This window comes from Dyella telluris, from assembly GCF_014297575.1.
Classification (GTDB): domain Bacteria; phylum Pseudomonadota; class Gammaproteobacteria; order Xanthomonadales; family Rhodanobacteraceae; genus Dyella; species Dyella telluris.
Genome location: NZ_CP060412.1, coordinates 3,084,542 through 3,102,603, shown reverse-complemented (window position 1 = coordinate 3,102,603; position 18,062 = coordinate 3,084,542). Strand labels below are relative to the sequence as shown.

General features: G+C 66.0%; 12 protein-coding genes. 5 read left to right on the top strand and 7 right to left on the bottom strand.

The features are described from left to right. Window positions 1-130: 130 nt before the first annotated feature. Window positions 131-1,762 (bottom strand): NAD+ synthase, encoded by a 1,632-nt coding sequence (locus tag H8F01_RS13610; RefSeq protein WP_187055637.1) that lies wholly within the window; start codon window positions 1,760-1,762, stop codon window positions 131-133. A gap of 223 nt (window positions 1,763-1,985) precedes the next feature. On the opposite strand from H8F01_RS13610, the gene H8F01_RS13605 reads away from it, so the two are divergent. After that, complete coding sequence (locus H8F01_RS13605; protein ID WP_187055636.1) at window positions 1,986-3,668, top strand: sensor domain-containing diguanylate cyclase; 1,683 nt, start codon at window positions 1,986-1,988, stop codon at window positions 3,666-3,668. A 14-nt stretch (window positions 3,669-3,682) separates the two neighbouring features. Here H8F01_RS13605 and H8F01_RS13600 read toward each other — a convergent pair whose 3' ends face one another. The 3 genes from H8F01_RS13600 to H8F01_RS13595 form a co-directional block, all read right to left on the bottom strand. Then, complete coding sequence (locus H8F01_RS13600) at window positions 3,683-5,809, bottom strand: NAD(P)-binding protein (RefSeq protein WP_222615666.1); 2,127 nt, start codon at window positions 5,807-5,809, stop codon at window positions 3,683-3,685. After that, window positions 5,809-6,789, bottom strand: coding sequence for an acetoacetate decarboxylase family protein (locus H8F01_RS21740; RefSeq protein ID WP_222615665.1), 981 nt, complete (start codon window positions 6,787-6,789; stop codon window positions 5,809-5,811). The genes H8F01_RS13600 and H8F01_RS21740 overlap by 1 nt, the downstream gene beginning before the upstream one ends. Before the next feature lie 76 nt (window positions 6,790-6,865). Continuing rightward, the gene (locus H8F01_RS13595; RefSeq protein WP_187055635.1) at window positions 6,866-7,483 is read right to left on the bottom strand and encodes a LysE/ArgO family amino acid transporter; all 618 of its coding nucleotides are present in this window, start codon (window positions 7,481-7,483) and stop codon (window positions 6,866-6,868) included. Window positions 7,484-7,603: 120 nt separating this feature from the next. Here H8F01_RS13595 and H8F01_RS13590 point away from each other — a divergent pair, with 120 nt between their 5' ends. Both H8F01_RS13590 and H8F01_RS13585 read left to right on the top strand, forming a co-directional pair. After that, window positions 7,604-8,503 carry a LysR family transcriptional regulator ArgP gene (locus tag H8F01_RS13590; protein ID WP_187055634.1) on the top strand — a complete coding sequence of 300 codons (900 nt, stop codon included), beginning with the start codon at window positions 7,604-7,606 and terminating at the stop codon, window positions 8,501-8,503. A gap of 335 nt (window positions 8,504-8,838) precedes the next feature. Next, on the top strand, window positions 8,839-9,384 hold the full coding sequence (locus H8F01_RS13585) for a YaeQ family protein (RefSeq protein ID WP_187055633.1): 546 nt from the start codon (window positions 8,839-8,841) through the stop codon (window positions 9,382-9,384). Between the two features lie 117 nt (window positions 9,385-9,501). Here the strand turns inward: H8F01_RS13585 and sucD are convergent, their stop codons facing one another. After that, on the bottom strand, window positions 9,502-10,377 hold the full coding sequence (gene sucD / locus H8F01_RS13580; protein WP_187055632.1) for a succinate--CoA ligase subunit alpha: 876 nt from the start codon (window positions 10,375-10,377) through the stop codon (window positions 9,502-9,504). A gap of 14 nt (window positions 10,378-10,391) precedes the next feature. Beyond that, window positions 10,392-11,555: an ADP-forming succinate--CoA ligase subunit beta gene (gene sucC, locus H8F01_RS13575; RefSeq protein ID WP_111984137.1), complete on the bottom strand. Its 1,164-nt coding sequence runs from the start codon at window positions 11,553-11,555 to the stop codon at window positions 10,392-10,394. A gap of 299 nt (window positions 11,556-11,854) precedes the next feature. Between sucC and H8F01_RS13570 the strand changes: the two genes are divergently transcribed. Continuing rightward, window positions 11,855-13,501, top strand: a complete 1,647-nt coding sequence (locus tag H8F01_RS13570) for a sensor histidine kinase (protein WP_187055631.1) — start codon at window positions 11,855-11,857, stop codon at window positions 13,499-13,501. 129 nt (window positions 13,502-13,630) lie between these two features. Here H8F01_RS13570 and H8F01_RS13565 read toward each other — a convergent pair whose 3' ends face one another. Next, window positions 13,631-14,584, bottom strand: a complete 954-nt coding sequence (locus H8F01_RS13565) for a LacI family DNA-binding transcriptional regulator (RefSeq protein ID WP_187055630.1) — start codon at window positions 14,582-14,584, stop codon at window positions 13,631-13,633. Window positions 14,585-14,991: 407 nt separating this feature from the next. Between H8F01_RS13565 and pgmB the strand changes: the two genes are divergently transcribed. Further along, complete coding sequence (gene pgmB, locus H8F01_RS13560) at window positions 14,992-18,051, top strand: beta-phosphoglucomutase (RefSeq protein WP_187055629.1); 3,060 nt, start codon at window positions 14,992-14,994, stop codon at window positions 18,049-18,051. Window positions 18,052-18,062: the final 11 nt, after the last annotated feature.

The window sequence follows — 18,062 nt, the reverse complement described above, 5'->3', positions numbered from 1 at the left end:
CGCAGCCCGCATAGCCACCGCAACACCCGCTTCTTGCCTCCAGCCCTGGCAGCAGCACACCTTGCGAGGCACTGCGCAGCCCGTGGTCGCGCACAGGGTGCGCTCCTACAGGCCGTTAGGTGACTATGGGTTACTTCCAGCCTGACGTGATCGGGTAGCGACGCTCGCGCCCGAATGCGCGCGTGGTCACGCGCGGCCCAGGTGCGGACTGGCGACGCTTGAATTCGTTGAGCAGCACCAGCCGCACCACACGTCGCACGGTGTCGGCGTGGTAGCCCTGCGCGGTGATTTCCGCCTGCGATTCCTCGCCTTCGATGAAGCGCGCGAGGATGGCGTCCAGTTCGTCGTACGGCGGCAGCGAATCCTGATCGGTCTGGTTGTCGCGCAGCTCCGCCGACGGCGGGCGGTCGATCACCGCCGAGGGAATGGCCTCCGGTTCGCCCAGGCGGGCCGCGTGCGCGTTGCGCCAGCGGGACAGGCGATACACGACCGTCTTGTAGACGTCCTTCAGCGGCGCATAGGCGCCGCACATGTCACCGTAGAGCGTGGCATAGCCCACCGCCATCTCGCTCTTGTTGCCGGTGGCCAGCAGCAGGCGGCCATGCTTGTTGGACAGCGCCATCAGCGTCACGCCGCGCGTGCGCGACTGCAGGTTCTCCTCGGTGGTGTCCGCCGTCTTGCCTGCAAAGGCCGGGGTGAGCGCGCCGATGAAGGCATCGACCATCGGCTCGATGTTGATGATGTGGTAATCCACGCCCACCTGCTCGGCCTGTGCGCGCGCGCCATCCAGCGACAACTGCGAGGTGTAACGCGTGGGCATCATCACGGCGGTGACGCGGTCCGCGCCCAGCGCGTCCACTGCCAGCGCCAGCGTCAGCGCGGAATCGATGCCGCCCGAAAGGCCAAGCAACACGCCCGGAAAGCCGTTCTTCTCGATGTAGTCGCGGATGCCGCGCACCAGCGCCGCGTACAACGTTGCCTCATACGAGGCATCCGGCACGGTGGGCCAGTTGTCCGCGCGCAGCGTGCGCGTTTCGCTGTCGAACTCGGCCCACAACATGGCGTCGACGAAGCTGGGCGCACGCGCGGCAATGCTGCCGTCGCCATTCACCAGGATCGAAGCGCCGTCGTACACCACTTCGTCCTGTCCACCGACCATGTTCACGTAGGCGATGGCACAGCCGGTTTCCAGCGCGCGGGCGGTCAGCACGTCCTCGCGGCCGGTCTGCTTGGCGTCGTCCCACGGCGAGGCGTTGATCACCACGATCAGCTCGGCACCGGCCGCAGCGGCCTTGGCTGCCGGCTCGGGCTCCCAGATGTCTTCGCAGATGATCATGCCCACGCGAACGCCGTCGATCAGCGCCACGGCGCTGTCGCTGCCGGGGCGGAAATAGCGCTTGTCGTCGAACACGCCGTAATTGGGCAGCGCCTGCTTGTGCGTGGTCAGCTCGATGATGCCGTGGCGCAGCAGGCTGGCGGCGTTGTACACCTCGCCCTCGCTATGCGGGTGGCCCACCAGCGCGGCGATGCCGTTGGTGGCGCCTGCCAGCGCATTGAGCTCGCACTGGCAAGCCACCAGGAAGCTCGGGCGCAGCAGCAGATCTTCCGGCGGATAGCCGCTCAGGGCCAGCTCGGGGAAAGCCACCAGCGAAGCGCCACCTTCGCGCGCCTGCGCCAGCAGGTCGCCCACCTTGGCCGCATTGGCCGCCACCGCGCCTACCGGGAAATCGAACTGTGCAAGCGCGAAGCGTAGGGAAGCCATACCGTCGGAATCCGTCGTTCTTGGGGGCCTGAAATTGTACCCGAGCGTCACGCAGGTACGTTCGCCGAAGGGCCAGGGGCCGCCTTCACTTCGCCCATCCAGCCCGGTGCTAGGATTTCCGGACGCAAACTGACAGGGGACAGCGTTGCGTTGTCGCGGGACCACATGGACACCTGTTGCCGGACGTTCCCTGACGAACGCCTGGCCGTGGGCGCTGTTGCTCGTGTTGGCGACCTTGCTGGCGCCCGCCGCCCACGCCGCCACGTGGTCCCTGTTCGGCCAGCCGCCACTGGAACCGCCGGTCGCCACGTACCGTGCCACTTCCGGCGACCTGCCACCGCAGGCCTACGCTGAACTGCCCGCGTGGCTGGCCGCACGCCAGCGCCTGCCCTCGATCAACATGCTCGGCGGCAACTACTGGCTGGTGGCGCCGCTGCAGACGCCGGACGACGATGCCGAATGGGTGGTGACGTTCGACAACACCTACTACCGTCGCGCCAACCTGGTGATCCTGGGTGATGACGGCTCACGCCAGCGACTGGAAGCCGGGCGCGGCATCGACACCAACGTGATGCTGCGCGGCACGGTGCCGACCACGCTGCGATCCGGACACCGCTATGCCGTCGTCATCCAGGTGACCTCGCCGTTCTTCACCGCCTTGCCCCGCATCGACCTGCAGACGCGTGAAGCCTATCGCCGACGGCTTACCAACGAGTCGGCACTGATGCTGACCTCGCTGGGCGTGCTCGGTGGGCTGGGCGTGTTCATCCTGTTCGTCGGCCTGTGGACGCGCGTGCTCAGCTACACCCTGTATGGCTGCCAGTCGCTGATCCTGATGGCGGGGTGGGCATCCTTCTTCGGCCTGCCCGCCGACTGGTTCGGCATGGGCGACAGCGTGGTGAACTTCACACTGTGGTTCATCCTGGTGCCGGTGGTGCACGCGCCGTTCACCGTGCGCTTCCTCGAGCTCAAACGCCACGCGCCACGAGCCACGCGCATCGGCTACGGCATTGCCATCGTCAGCGCGCTGGCTGTGCCGGTGGCCATGCTGCTGCCATCAATGGCCTTTCTGATAGCGACCATCGCCGTCACGTCCGTGGTGTTCTATTCCGCCAGCGTCAGCATCTGGGCGTTGCTCAGCGGCATCCGCCAGGCACGTTTCTTCGTGCTGGCCTACGTCTGCGTGCTGGTACCCGGCGCCATCATCCTGCCGGTGAATTTCGGGCTGATGCACAGCCCGGTGGACAACGCCGATCTGCTCACGCTGATGGGCAACAGTGGCGAGGCCATGCTGCTGGCCTTCGCACTGGCCGACCACATGAAACTGGTGCAGGCGGCGCGCGAACGTTTTCGCCAGGGCATGCAGGATGCCATCGCTCGCGCATCCACCGACCCGCTGACGGGGCTGGGCAATCGCCTTGCCTTCAATATGCGCATCGAGGAAATCACCCGGCGGAGCTCCACGCCATCGCCCCTGGTGGGCGGGGCGTGGCAGATCGCCATGATCGATCTGGACGGCCTCAAGCAGATCAACGACAACGAAGGCCACGAACGTGGCGATGCGCTGCTGCAGGCTGCCGCCCGCGAACTGGCACGGCTACCTTGCCAGGGCCACGCCTATCGCCTTGGCGGGGACGAGTTCGCGGTGATCGCCTTTGGCGACGAACTGAGCCAGCACCGCCTTACCTACGCGCTGTCGCAACTGGATCACCAGTTGCGCGAGTACGGTTTCCTTGCGTCGGGGCTGAGCTTCGGCATCTGCGGCTCCAAGCCGGGCGAGGACCTCGACAGCAGCGACGTCGCCGCGATGGCGCGCGAAGCGGATCGCATGATGTACGAACACAAATCGCGTCGCCGCTCACCCTCGGCCGGTGGTCGCGAAGCGCAGGCGGAAATCGAGCGCTGACGCGGGCACCCGCGTCACCAGCCCGACTCGCCCTGGATGGTGGCGGGAAAACCACTGATCGCACGGCTCGCCTGCATGCCACCCATCACGGCCGCTTCCACGCAGCCCGCGTCCAGCCCGGTCTTCAACCAGTCACCGGCAAGGAACAGGTTGGCGAAGCCGCTCTGGTCCGCGCGCAGGCGATAGTTCGACGTATTCACCAGCGACTGCACGTAGCGCTCGGACGGGTCGACATTGGCGCGCCAGTACTGCCGGTTGAATCGCGCCACGCCTTCGCCGTTCTCCGGATCGACCAGCCAGTTCCAGTCGAAACCGCCGGCACCCACGTGGGTCCATAGTGCGCGAATATCGTGATCGAGCTGGTGGATCGCCGAGGCCTTCACCTGCTCGGCACAGCGCTCGGGAAAATCATGATGGTCGCTGTCCGGATAATCGCGCACGGCGAAAGCGTTGCAGAAATAGGAGACGCCCAGCGGCTCGTCGCCCGGCGGCCAGGTTTCCCGGCACAGCAGCTGGTTCATCGATGCCCAGGTGTCGAACGGTTCGGTGAAGCCGGACAGCACCGGCTCCTCGCCGTCGGCCACCGCGCACTGCCAGCCGAGCCCCGTCAGGTCGCGTCGCGTCCACACCTGATAGGCCTGCGTGGCGACGGCTTTCACGTGATCGCTGCAATCGCGCAGCGCCGGGCTGCGTTCCAGCAGGGCCGGCGCCACCACCGGCAGGCTGCCCACCGAAAGACCGAACACGATGTCATCGAAATCCACGCCACGCTGCAGGACCTTCAACGGCAACGGACGCTGGAACGCCTGCTCGTAGCACTGCGGCCAGTCGGACCAGTGGCATTCCAGGTTGGCATCAGAGCGTTTCAGCAGATCGGCCTGTGCCGGTTCCAGTTGCTCGTACAGCGGCGCCGATGGCCAGCATGGCAGGCCTTTCACATCCTTGAGCGGCTGATAGCTTGCGATGCCGTCGCGCAGTGACACCTGCTCCTGCAGTGCCACCTGCTGCACCAGCTTGCCGTCGGCATCCGGCTGCAGCGCGAGCAGCTTGTGGAAGTAGTGGAAGCGCACGCCACGGCGTTCGAGCAACTCGTGCAGCGGTGCGAACACCACGTCGCCCATGCCGGCCTGCATCTTGTACATGATGGCGCCACGGTAACCGAGCCCCACCTTCAACATGCCGCGCAGCATGGTGCCCGCCTCGATCTCCGGCCGTTCTGCGTCGCCATCGCGATAGGCAAACACCAGATCGTAGAAGCCCATCACCGGCGCACTCCGGACGCTGGCAGGCTGCGCGCCATGTGAGGCGAGCCAATCGCAGAAGTCAACGTGGTTGATGGCTTCGAAGCCCTTGCCCAGCACGTCATCGGCCAGCATGCCGATGCCTACCGCCAGCGCAAGATCCAGACAGAGGTACAGCCGGCGCACATCGTCGAACCACAGGCCGAACGCCTGCAGCCATGCGCCTGCTTCATGCAGTTTTTCCTGCAGCCACTTCAGCAACGCCAGGATGGTATCCGCGTAGATCGGCGCCGAGGCGTCGGCGTCGAGTGCGGCCAGGTCGCTCGCGGTGGCGGCGATGACGGAAGGATCACTCAGCGCGACATCGCCGGCCATCACCGTCGACGCGTTCACGCCGCCCATCGGCCGGCCGGCGACCAGTGCCCATTCGTCCACCCAGCCACTCACGCGTTCGAGCAGCCCGGCATGGGCCGCCCCGATGCTTGCCACATCGCGGGGTGCGCCAGGTTCGCCCGGCAACAGCGGTGTCAGGATCGACCACACGCGCCAGGCATCGTCGATGGCTTCGGTGAGGCAGACCAGACGGTGCTTCTTGAATGCCTCATCCCAGGTCGCCAGCGGGCTGCCCGGCGGCCGACCGAGTTCACCGTACGCTTGCTGCATCAACTGGAACGCGTTGTCGTAGAAGCCGAACCAGATGTGCAGCCCATGTTCCTCGATGCGCTCGGCCCGTTCCGCATTGCGCCCACTGGCGCCTTTACCGCCGAGCCGCCAGCCCATCTGGTAGACATCGATCTGGTAGTCGTTCTGCCAGCCTTCGCGATTCGTCAGCCAGAACGCCGCCGTCATGGCGCCGACGCCACCACCGAGAATGGCGATACGACGTGGTTGCGTGGACATCAGCGAGCCTCCGTGCCCAGGGTGTTGTTCACCAGCTCCACGCCAGCTTCCACGTGGAAATCGAAGTCGATGCGGTAACCGAACCACGCCTTCTGTTCGCCCAGCGACCAACCCAGTGTGCGCGCGAGCGGAAAGCTGGCGAACTCGTGCAGGTTGAGGCTGTACTCCTGACCCAGCATCCACACGCCATGGATCGCCTGCACCTGCGCATTGGCGGCGACGATGGCCTGGTACACCGCCTGCTGTCCGGTGGCATCGGGAAACTGCTTCAGGAAGATCTGCGGCATGGCGGGAAACGTCAGGAACCACTGATCGAACGCCGATCGCCACGATGGATCGGCACTCCAGAAGTCCGGCCTTTCATCCAGCCCGCCCAGCAGGTCATTGCGCCACACCTGCACGTCGCCGATCGGACGCCCCGTGCCCAGCAACGGCGCACCCGTCACTTCCAGCAAGGGATGCACGCAAAGCTCGCTGTCCGGCGAAAATGGCTGGAAGCCCTTGGCCGCAAGCGTGAAGGCAACGGGCGGTTCATCGGGACCGGGCATGAAATGGCTGCACAGGTATTTCGGATAACCGAAAACCTCGCGCCCCACGATCAACGCCATGCAGTCGTCCACCCAGATATGCAGCGGGTAGGCGTAGAACGAGGGCAGCCACTCGCCCTTGGCCAGTCCTGCGACGAGTACCCACGCAACGATGTCGACTTCACGACCCCAGCCCTTGGCGCGGTCGTCCGGCCACTGGCTGTAAGCGCGGGCAATGTCGGTGAACGTCATCAGCACATAGGGCGACACCACCGTGAAGGCCATGTTGCCGCCGGCGCCGGCGTTAAGCGTGGCGTCCACACTGGCCTGCAAGGCCTTCGCGTCGCCCGGCACCCAGAATCCGTACATGCGGGCCTGGGTCAAGGCCAGCGGCGGGTGCATCAAGGGTGAACCTGGTGGATACAGGAACGGCGGATGCGACGGTGCTGCCATGCGAATTCCCCCCGGAAGCGATGAGCAAGACGCTACGCTCGCATGATGACGGGAGGTTGTCGATGTGCCGGGCGGCTTAACCCACGGGCTGGTACACCAGCACCGCCGCCAGCGTCAGCATGAACAAGGCCACCGCCACATCGAACACGCGCCATGCCACAGGGCTGCGGAACACGGGCAGCAGCAGGCGCGCGCCGTATCCCAGGGAGAGGAACCACACGACGCTCGCGCTGGACGCACCGGCGGCAAAGGCCCAGCGCTCCGGCCCCGCGTAATGGGTGGATAGACTGCCAAGCAGCACGACCGTGTCCAGATAGACATGGGGATTGAGCAAGGTGAAGGCGAGGCATGCCGCTACCACGCGGCCGCGGCTCAGCGCACCATCACCGGCCGGCTGCAAACCACTCTCGCCCTGCCAGGCGCGACGCAGGGCCATCACGCCATACGCTGTCAGGAACGCCGCGCCGGCATAACGCAGCCATTGCAGCAAACCCGGATGCTGCTGCACCGCCAGCCCCATGCCGGCCACGCCCAGCAGGATCAGGCTGACGTCGGCCACGATGCACACGGCCACCACCGAGCCGATGTAGTGACGTTGCAGGCCCTGTCGCAATACGAAGGCGTTCTGCGCGCCGATGGCGATGATCAGGCCTGCGCCAGCCGCAAGGCCAGCCAGGTAAGGCGCGAAATCCATGGAATGCCCTCGGAAAAGGCAGCTACTCTCGCTTAGACGTCTGCTTCAGTAAAACTAAATATTCTTAAGTTGAATCAATCTGGCTAATGTAACCGCGCGCCCGCGCGGAGGAAGATGCCAATGAGCCTGCTCAACCCTCAACTCGCCGCCTTTGCCGCCGTGCTGGACGAAGGAAGTTTCGACGGCGCAGCGCAGCGCCTCTCGCTGACGCCTTCGGCGATATCCCAGCGCATCAAGGCGCTGGAGGACAGGCTCAGCCAGATCCTGATCCTGCGCCGCACCCCCTGCGAAGCGACCGAAGCCGGGCAGCGCCTGTTGCGCAGCGTGCAGCAGATGCGCCTGCTCGAGGCGGAAACCCTGGACGACTTTCACGTCGATGCGGGCAGCAGCGGACCGACCACCGTCGCCATCGGCGTGAACGCCGATTCTCTGGCCACATGGTTTCTCGCCGCGCTCGCCGAACTGCACGACAGGCATCAAGTACTGTTTGACGTGCGCGTGGAAGACCAGGATCACTCCAGCAACCTGCTGCGCGACGGTTCCGTGCTCGGCGCCATCACGGCCGAGGCGAAACCCGTGCAAGGTTGCAGCGTGAAGAAGCTCGGCGTGATGCGCTATCTGCCGGTCGCCTCGCCCGCTTTCGTTGCCCGCTACTTCGCCGACGGCGTCAATGCAGCAACACTGGGCAAAGCACCCATGCTGGTGTTCAACCGCAAGGACGCGCTGCAACGGCGCTTCATGCACGGCATCACCCGCGCGAAGCTCGCACCGCCCACGCACTACGTGCCCTCCTCCACCGCCTTCGTGGAAGGTGCCGAGCTGGGGCTGGGCTGGGCGATGGCACCGGAGTCGATGCTGGCAAAGAACGTCGCCGCGGGCACGCTGAAAGTGATTGCACCGAATCGGTGGCTCGACGTGCCGCTCTACTGGCAATGCTGGTCGATCCGCTCAAGCACGCTGGCGATGGTGACGGAGGTGCTGGTCAAGGCAGCAAACAAAGGCCTTCGCCAGCAGCGCTGACAACGACCACACCGCAAGACCGGTTGCGGGCGACCAGCCAGCGACCCGACAACGGCATGTCGCTTTCGCGCACTGCGTGTGTCCCCACCGTGGCGTGGCTGCGCCTCGATCCGCGCAAAGAGCACGCACGCCGCCCCTCGTTTCAGACGGCGCGGGCGCCTGGCGCGGGAAAGTCATGGCGCGGCGATCCGCGGCTTTCCATACCCTTCGCTGCGCCCAGACAGCATGCAGGCCCGGTTTTGGCTGGAGCAAGCAGACCTGACACGCCCCCTGGCGAACGGCAGCCGACGGGGCATCGCTTACAATGTGCGACTTTCCCCTTGGATAATCCCGCGATGGCGCTCCAGGCCACCATCCACAAGGCTGAGCTGCAAGTCAGCGACATGGACCGGCACTACTACGCCACCCATGCCCTGACCCTGGCTCGCCATCCCTCCGAAACCGAACAGCGACTCATGGTCCGCCTGCTGGCGTTTGGCTTGTACGCCCACGACAAGCTGGAGTTCGGCAAAGGCCTGAGCAGCGACGACGAACCCGACCTCTGGCGCAAGGACTACGGCGGCGAGATCGAGCAATGGATCGAACTGGGCCAACCGGACGAGGCACGCATCCGCAAAGCCTGCGGACGCGCGCAGCAGGTCATGGTGATCAACTACGGCGGCCGTGCGGCGGATATCTGGTGGGACAAGAATGCCGGCGCCCTGGCTCGCCATCGCAACCTCACCGTGCTCGACGTGCCTGCGGAAAGCGTCGCCGCACTGGGCAACATGATCGAACGCAGCCTGCGCCTGCAGTGCCTGATCCAGGATGGACATATCCACCTGCTGGGGGACAACGCCGAAGTGGCCGTCGCACTGCGTACGCGAATGGCCCCCGCGTGAACGGACGTTGCTGCTTGCCCCGCTCGCCACGCATGACGCATCGGGCGTGAACACGAACAAATAAAAAGGGCCGCATCGCTGCGGCCCTTTTTGCTTCGGTCGAAACGACCCGAATACTTACTTCTTCATCAGACCGGCGAGGGTCTTGCCGAGGTCGGCCGGGGACTTCACCGTGGTGACGCCTGCCTTCTCCAGCGCCGCGAACTTCGCAGCCGCCGTGCCCTTGCCGCCCGAGATGATGGCGCCGGCATGGCCCATGCGCTTGCCCGGAGGGGCCGACGCACCGGCGATGAACGACACGACCGGCTTGGTGACGTATTCGCCGATGAACTCGGCGGCGTCTTCTTCAGCCGAACCGCCGATTTCGCCGACCATGATGATGCCTTCGGTCTGCGGATCGTCCTGGAACATCTTCAGGCAGTCGATGAAGCTCAGGCCGTTGATCGGGTCGCCGCCGATACCGATGACCGTGGACTGGCCCAGGCCTTCGTTGGTGGTCTGGAACACCGATTCGTACGTCAGCGTGCCCGAACGGGACACGATGCCGACCTTGCCTGGCATGTGGATGTGACCCGGCATGATGCCGATCTTGCACTCGCCCGGGGTGATGATGCCGGGGCAGTTCGGCCCGATCAGCACGGTTTCCGGATGCTGTGCCAGCACGTTCTTCACGCGCAGCATGTCCAGCACCGGGATGCCCTCGGTGATGGCCACGATGACCTTGATGCCGGCATCGATGGCTTCGAGGATCGAGTCGGCCGCGAACGGCGGCGGCACGAAGATGACGGACGCATCGGCGCCGGTTTCATCGACGGCTTCGGCCACCGAGTTGAAGACCGGCAGGCCGATGTGCTGCGTGCCACCCTTGCCCGGGGTCACGCCGCCGACGACCTTGGTGCCGTAGTCCAGCGCCTGCTGCGCGTGGAAGGTGCCCTGCTGGCCGGTGAAGCCCTGCACGAGGACCTTGGTGTTCTTGTTGACGAGAACGCTCATGGTTCAGTTGCTCCTCAGGCCTTGGCCGCAGCCACGGCTTTCTGCGCCGCATCGTTGAGATCGTCGGCCGGCGTGATCGCCAGGCCGGAGTTGGCCAGCAGTTCGCGGCCCAGCTCCACGTTGGTGCCCTGCAGGCGAACCACGACGGGGATCTTCAGACCCACTTCCTTCACGGCCGCGATGATGCCTTCGGCGATCAGGTCGCAACGCACGATGCCGCCGAAGATGTTGACCAGGATGGCCTTCACCTTGTCGGAGGAGAGGATGAGCTTGAACGCCTCGGTGACGCGTTCCTTGGTGGCGCCGCCACCGACGTCGAGGAAGTTGGCCGGCTCGCCGCCTGCCAGCTGGATCACGTCCATGGTGGCCATGGCCAGGCCTGCGCCGTTGACCATGCAGCCGATGGAGCCGTCCATGGTCACGTAGTTCAGGTTGTGCTGCACGGCAGCCGCTTCAGCCTGGTCTTCCTGGCTCAGGTCGCGCATGGCGGCCAGATCCGGGTGGCGGAACTCGGCGTTGTCGTCGGAGTTGACCTTGCCGTCGAGGGCGGCAAGGTTGCCGTCTTCGAGGATGGCGAGCGGGTTCAGCTCGACCAGGGACAGGTCCTTCTCGTTGAACAGCTTGTACAGGCCCAGCATGATCTTGGTCAGCTGGCCGACCTGCTTCGCGTTGAGGTCCATGGCGAAGCCGAGCTGGCGGCACTGGTACGGCTGCAGGCCTTCCACGAAGTCCACCACGATGGTGTGGATGTCTTCCGGGGTGTCCTTGGCGACCTGCTCGATGTCCACGCCGCCGTGCTTGGAGGCGATGAACGAGATCGACTTGGAATCACGGTCCGTCAGGATCGACAGGTAGAGTTCCTTGGCGATGTTGGTGGCGTCGGTGACGAGCACCAGGTTCACCGGCAGCGCACGGCCGGCGGACTGGTACGTTTCCATGTTGGTGCCCAGCATGCCCTTGGCAGCTGCGCGCACGTCATCGAGGCTCTTGCAGAACTTGACGCCGCCGGCCTTGCCGCGGCCGCCTGCGTGGATCTGTGCCTTGACCATCCACTGCGAACCACCAAGGTGCTTGGCGGCGTCGACAGCGGCATCGGGAGAGTTGGCGACCTTGCCCGGGGGCACGGCAATGCCGTACTTCGCGAACAATTCTTTGGCCTGGTACTCGTGGAAATTCATGGATACCTCGAGAGTACGGGGAAACATGGCGGCCGCCGGGCTGTGGGAAACCCGGACGGTCAGGGGAACGACGGCGGTACGAGCGCTGCCGGAGTTGCAGTGCGCCGCCGTCAGGCCTTGTGACATGACGAAAACCGCGCAATACGGCCGCCTATTTTCGCAGCAGAGGCCCCCGATGGAAAGGGGCGGGACGGCCAAGGGGCCCATCGACCATCGTCGGCAGGCCATTCGCCCAGAGCGTGAAAGCCCCGTCTATACTGGTTGGAACCGCCCTCCGACCCGCCGAGAGAGCCCGCCACGTGTCCAGCACGGTGCAGTCTGCCTATCCCAACGCGCGCCCGGCTCCCGAGGCCGCCCGCCACGAACTGCTGTTCCTGAACTGCTTCCGCCTGGCCCAGGCCCTGGTCTACACCGGCCTGGCCCTGAGCCCGAACACCCTGGGCTGGCCCAAGCTGGCGGACGTGGGGCTGGCCCGCGGCGTGGCGGTACTGTTCCTGCTGTTCGCGCTGGGCATGCTGTCGCTGACCCGTCGCTCCACCCCGTGGATCCGCTGGGCCGTGTCGGGCTCCCTGGTGGTGGACATCATTGCGGCCGTGCTGGCCATCATCACCATGCACGACGCCCGCATCGGCATCGCCATGATGCTGGCGGTGAACCTGGCCGCCGGGGCACTGATCCTGCCGCTGCGCCTGTCGTGTTTTTTTGCGGCACTGGCCACCCTGGGCATCATCGGCCACTCGGTGATCGAGGTGCAGCACGGCCAGAACGGCATGGACCGGGAGCTGCTCGAATCGAGCCTGTTCGGCCTGGCCTACTTCGCCATCACCATGCTCTGTTACGTGCTGAGCCGGCAGATCCGCGCCAGCGAGGCGCTGGCCGAGCAGCGCGGCGTGGACCTGGCCAATCTGGCCCAGGTCAATGAACTGATCATCCGCCGCATGAAGACCGGCGTGCTGCTGGTGGACGACGCCAACCGCGTCCACCAGATGAACGAATCGGCCTGGATGCTGCTGGGCAACCCCACCGCCGACCAGCGCGACCTGGGCCGCGTGGCGCCGGAGCTGTCACGCCGGCTGTACCACTGGATGACCTCCGGCAAGCTGGACGAATCGGCCACCCAGCTGGCCGACGGCGTGCCCGAAGTGGTGCCGCGCTTCAGCCGACTGGCGCCGAACGACGACTCGCACGTGCTGATCTTCCTGGACGACACCTCGCTGGTTTCCCGTCGCGCAGAGGAACTGACGCTCAGCTCGCTGGGCCGCCTGTCCGCCTCGATCGCGCACGAGATCCGCAACCCGCTGGCCGCCATCCGCTACTCGGCCCAGCTGCTGGCCGAATCGGAAGACCTGCCGCCGACTGACCAGCGCATGGTGGAGATCATCAACAACCACTGCGTGCGACTGAACGAGATCATCGAGAACATCCTGCAGCTCTCCCGTCGCGAGCGCTCGCGACCGGAAACGCTGGATCTGGGTAGCTGGGCCAACCAGTTCGTGGACGAATACCGCCAGGGCAACGACCTGGGCGAAGACTCGCTGCGCGTGATCCAGGCCAGCACGCCGGTGGCGGCCGTGGCCGATCCGCAGCAGCTGCAGCAGGTGGTGTGGAACCTGGTGCAGAACGCCCTGCGCTACGGCCGCATGCCGGGCGAGCCCGCCCGCGTGATGGTGGTGGCGCGACACGGCGAACATGGCGTGCCCATCCTGGAAGTGATCGACCGCGGCCCGGGCATCGCGCCGAAGGTGGCCGCGCAGATTTTCGAGCCCTTCTACACCACCCACGAATACGGCACGGGCCTCGGCCTCTACCTCGCCCGCCAGATGAGCGAAGCCAACCAGGCGTCGCTGGAGTACGTGCGCGTGGCCGGTGGCGGCAGCTGCTTCCGACTGGTGCTGACGCCAGCCCGCATGGGCCGGGCCACGGGTGACGCGGCGGCAGCCGGCTGAGCACCGACACGCGCCGACCTCCAGATGTAGGAGCGCACCCTGTGCGCGACCGCGGCGCGTCGACCTTGCCTTGTCGCGCGGTGGTCGCGCACAGGGTGCGCTCCTACAAGCAAGCCCACTGCGGCGGAATCAGGTTTCGCGGACCACCAGCTCCACCGGCAGCGTTTCCGACTGTTCGGGCTGGTCGTTGATCATCGCAAGCACCTTGCGCGCCAGCAGGGTGCCGCCCTCCTGCCAGTCCTGCCGCACGGAGGTCAGCGGCGGCAGGAAGCTCGCCGCCAGGGGCATGTCGTCGTAACCCACCACCGACACATCGCCGGGCACGCTGCGGCCCAGCGTGTTGAGTGCGCGGATGGCGCCCATGGCCAACAGGTCGCTGCAGGCGAACACGGCATCGAACGGCACGCCGCGATCCACCAGCGAATGCATGGCGTCCATGCCCGAGGCCAGGGTGAATTCATCGCGACGGATCAACAACGGCTTGATGCCGTGCGCAGCCAGCGCATCCACGAAGCCGGTAAGACGCTCGAAGATTTCCGGGTGGTTCGGGTTGCCCACGAACACCGGGTTGCGGCGCCCCAAATCGATGAAATGCTGTGCCACGACGGTGCCACCAAGGCGGTTGTCGCTGCCCACCACCACGTGTTCGTCGCCCGGCGCACCCCACACCACCATCGGCAAGCCCAGCTTGTCGAAACGACGCACCGCATCCTGCCGTGAACCCTGGCCCAGCAGGATCAGCCCGTCGGCCGCCTGCACGGCCGCCGCCGTGGCGCCCTGCCGCGTGGTGAGCAGCACGCTGTAGCCATGCGCGGTCAGCTCCTGGGAAATACCGCCCAGCAGCACCAGCGGATACGGATCGAGCATGGTGCGATCGTGCGAGGGTTTCATTTCCACGATCACCGCCACCGTGTGGCTGCGGCGCAGGCGCAGGTTGCGCGCACTGACGTTGAGCTTGTAGCCGAGCTCCTGGGCGAGCGACTGCAAACGCTCGCGCGTCTCGCGATTCACCAGCGGGCTATCGCTCAATGCCCGCGAGACCGTGATCTTGGATACGCCGGCCACTTCCGCCAGATCAGCCATGGTGAGACTGGCGGACGGTACGACTCCCTGGCGGTACTTTTGCTGACGACTCAAGACCTGGCCCCGATGTCCTGTGAGCGGTCGCGCGGCTCCCGTGCGCCGGCCAACCCTGGCAAACCGGGACAGTGTCGCGGTTTGCATTCCATACGTCCAACGCCGCAGGGAATCACCGAAGCCCGATGACTGCTCCGGCGAACGCGCTGGCGTTGCGCGCCTTTATCTGCGGTCAAGCAATGTCCGTGCATGATATCGATATCATACGCAACCATGTTGTGCTGCAGCAATTGTTATCGATATCTTGATATCGATAACAATTGCTGCGAAGCTCCGCCCCCACATAAGAACCTACGGTCCGCTTACCGAATTCCGGGGCGCGACAGAAGAAACAACGCAGCGGGGAGAGGACGTTGGATCATCGAGAAACGGCGCAGGTCTTGTCGCCTTCTGGTCGCGCGTGCCGCGATCCCTGGGTCGTTGCCAGCCACCACGCCGATCCCGCCTGCTTCGCCCAGGACGAGAGCCTGTTTGCCCTGTCCAATGGCGCACTGGGCGTGCGTGGCGGCCTGGAGGAAGACAACAGCCCGAGCCAGGGCTGCTTCCTGGCCGGCGCCTGGGAACGCACCCCCATCGAGTACCACGAGCGCTTTCCCGGCTTCGCCGCCCACACCGACACCCGCATCCCCGTCGCCGACGGCACCCGCATCCACCTGCGCCTGGGTGACACGCCGGTGCGCCTGGGCGAGGGCGAATGGCTGCAGTTCGAGCGAGCCCTGGACCTGCGCTCTGGCTGCTACCGCCGCCAGCTGCGCTGGCGCTCGCCGGAAGGCCCCACCCTGCTGATCGACGCCGAGCGCATCGTCAGCCTCGATCGCCCCGCCTTGCTGGCGATCCGCTATCGCGTGCAATCGGTCGATTACACCGGCCCGGTGACGCTGGAGTCGTCCATCAGCACGGCGCGCAACGCCACCGAGCAGGGTGACGACCCGCGCATCGGCACCCGCGTGGATGGCGGCCTCGCCACTATCGACGCGGCAGCCGACGAAACCTTCGCCCACGTGCTGCAGCGCACGGCGCACAGCGACATCCGCGTCGCCTGCATGCAGCAGCACGCCATCATCGACGACAGCCTGCGCTTCCGCCTGGCCAACCTCGCGCCGCACGGCGTGATGCAGGTATTCGAAGGCGAGCTGTCCCCGGGCCAATCGGTCACCCTGGAAAAGTACGTCGCTTACACGTGGACGCCGCCCGGCGGCAGCGATACCGATGCCGAGCTGCTCAGCGCGGCCACCGGCGAGCTGGCAGGTGCACATGCGCTGGGCCATGGCGAGTTGCTCGCCCGACAGAGCAGCATGCTTGCGCAGCTGTGGCACAACGCCGACCTGGCCATCGATGGCGACGACGCCACCGAACAGGCGCTGCGCTTCAACCTCTTCCACGTGTTCCAGTCCAGCAGCCGCGACGGGCTCGGCAGCACCGCCGCCAAGGGCCTTACCGGCGAAGGCTACGAAGGGCATTACTTCTGGGATGCCGAGGTGTTCATGCTGCCGGCAATGGTGGCCGTGGCGCCGCATGTCGCGCGCAGCATGCTGATGTACCGTCACGGCACGCTGGAGCGCGCACGTGCGCACGCCCGCGAACTCAACCATGCGCGCGGCGCGCTGTACGCCTGGCGCACCATCAGCGGCGACGAATGCTCGGCCTACTTCCCCAGTGGCTCGGCGCAGTACCACATCAACGCGGCCGTGGCCTGGGCGATCCGCCACTACGTGGACGGCACGGGCGATGAAGCCTTCCTGCGCGATGCCGGTGCCGAGATGCTGTTCGAGACGGCGCGCGTGTGGCTGGACATCGGCCACTTCAACCCGCGACGGGGCGGCGCCTTCTGCATCCACGACGTGACCGGTCCGGACGAATACACCGCACTGGTCGACAACAACCACTACACCAACCGCATGGCGCAGCGACACCTGCGCGATGCCGCCACCGTCGCGCAATGGCTGCAGGCGACCGCGCCGGAGGCCTACGCGGAACTCGCCCGCCGCATCGGCCTGGAATCGTTCGAGATCATGCAATGGCAGCGCGCCGCAGAGCTGATGTATCTCGCCGAGGACGAAAGGCTCGGCGTTTTCCCGCAGGACGACACCTTCCTCGACAAGCCGCGCATGCCTGCGCGCAACGGTGGCGAAGGCAAGCGACCGCTGCTGCTGGAACTCCACCCGCTCACCATCTATCGCCACCAGGTGTGCAAACAGGCCGACACCCTGCTGTCGCTGATGCTCGCCGGCGATGACGTGTCGCTGGCGGCCAAGCGCCGCAACTTCGATTACTACGAAGGCGTCACCGTGCACGACTCCACCCTCTCGGCCTCCACCTTCGGCGTGCTCGCTGCTGAAGTGGGTGCCCATGACAAGGCCTGGGCTTATTTCCAGGACACCTTGCGCGTGGATCTGGACGACTTGCATGGCAATGCCGCACACGGCCTGCACATGGCCGCGATGGCCGGCAGCTGGCTGTCGCTGGCCTGGGGCTACGGCGGCATGCGCGTGATCGACGGCGAACTGCACCTGCGTCCGCAGTTGCCGCACGCATGGCGCAGCTACCGCTTCGGCATCAGCTGGCGCGGCGCGCATCTTCGCGTGGACGTGGACGCACACAACGTGCGCTACACCCTCACCCGCGGTGACGACATCGCGTTCCACCATGCGGGCAAACTCACGCACCTGCGTGGCGGCGAGCCGGTATCGATGCCGCAGCGCCAGCTCGCACCGACGTTGCCACTGCAGGCAGTGATCTTCGACCTCGACGGTGTCATCGCCGACACGGCCGTGGTCCATCGCGCGGCATGGGAGCAGCTGGCGGCTGAAATCGACGCGCCCTTCGACGAAGGCATCGCCGCGCGCATGAAGGGCGTCGACCGGCGCGGTTCGCTGGAAATCCTGCTGGAACGTGCCCCGCGCAGTTTCCTCGAACATGAGAAGCGCGCGCTGGAAGAACGCAAGAATGCCTATTACGTGGAGCGCATCGGGCAGTTCGGCCCGGAGCAGCTTCTGCCCGGCGCACGCGAAGCCGTCGAAGCCGTCCGCAGGGCCGGCCTGCGCGTGGGCCTGGCGTCCGCCAGCCGCAACGCACCGCTGCTGCTGGAACGCATGGGCATCGCCCCCCTGTTCGACGTGATCGTGGATGCCGCACGCATCGCGCGCTCCAAACCTGATCCGGAAATTTTCCTGGCGGCCGCCGCAGCGCTTGGCGTGCCACCGGAGGCCTGCCTGGGCGTCGAAGACGCCGCCGCGGGCATCAGCAGCATCCACGCCGCGGGCATGGTCGCCATCGGCATTGGTCAACGCGAAGACCTTGGGGAGGCGGACATCGTGCTGCCGGGCCTGATCGCGTTTCGTATGGCGGACTACGTAGACAACAAGAACGGCGCAACGGCGACGATTGCCGAAGCCACGAATATCAACGCGTAAGTGGCCCACAT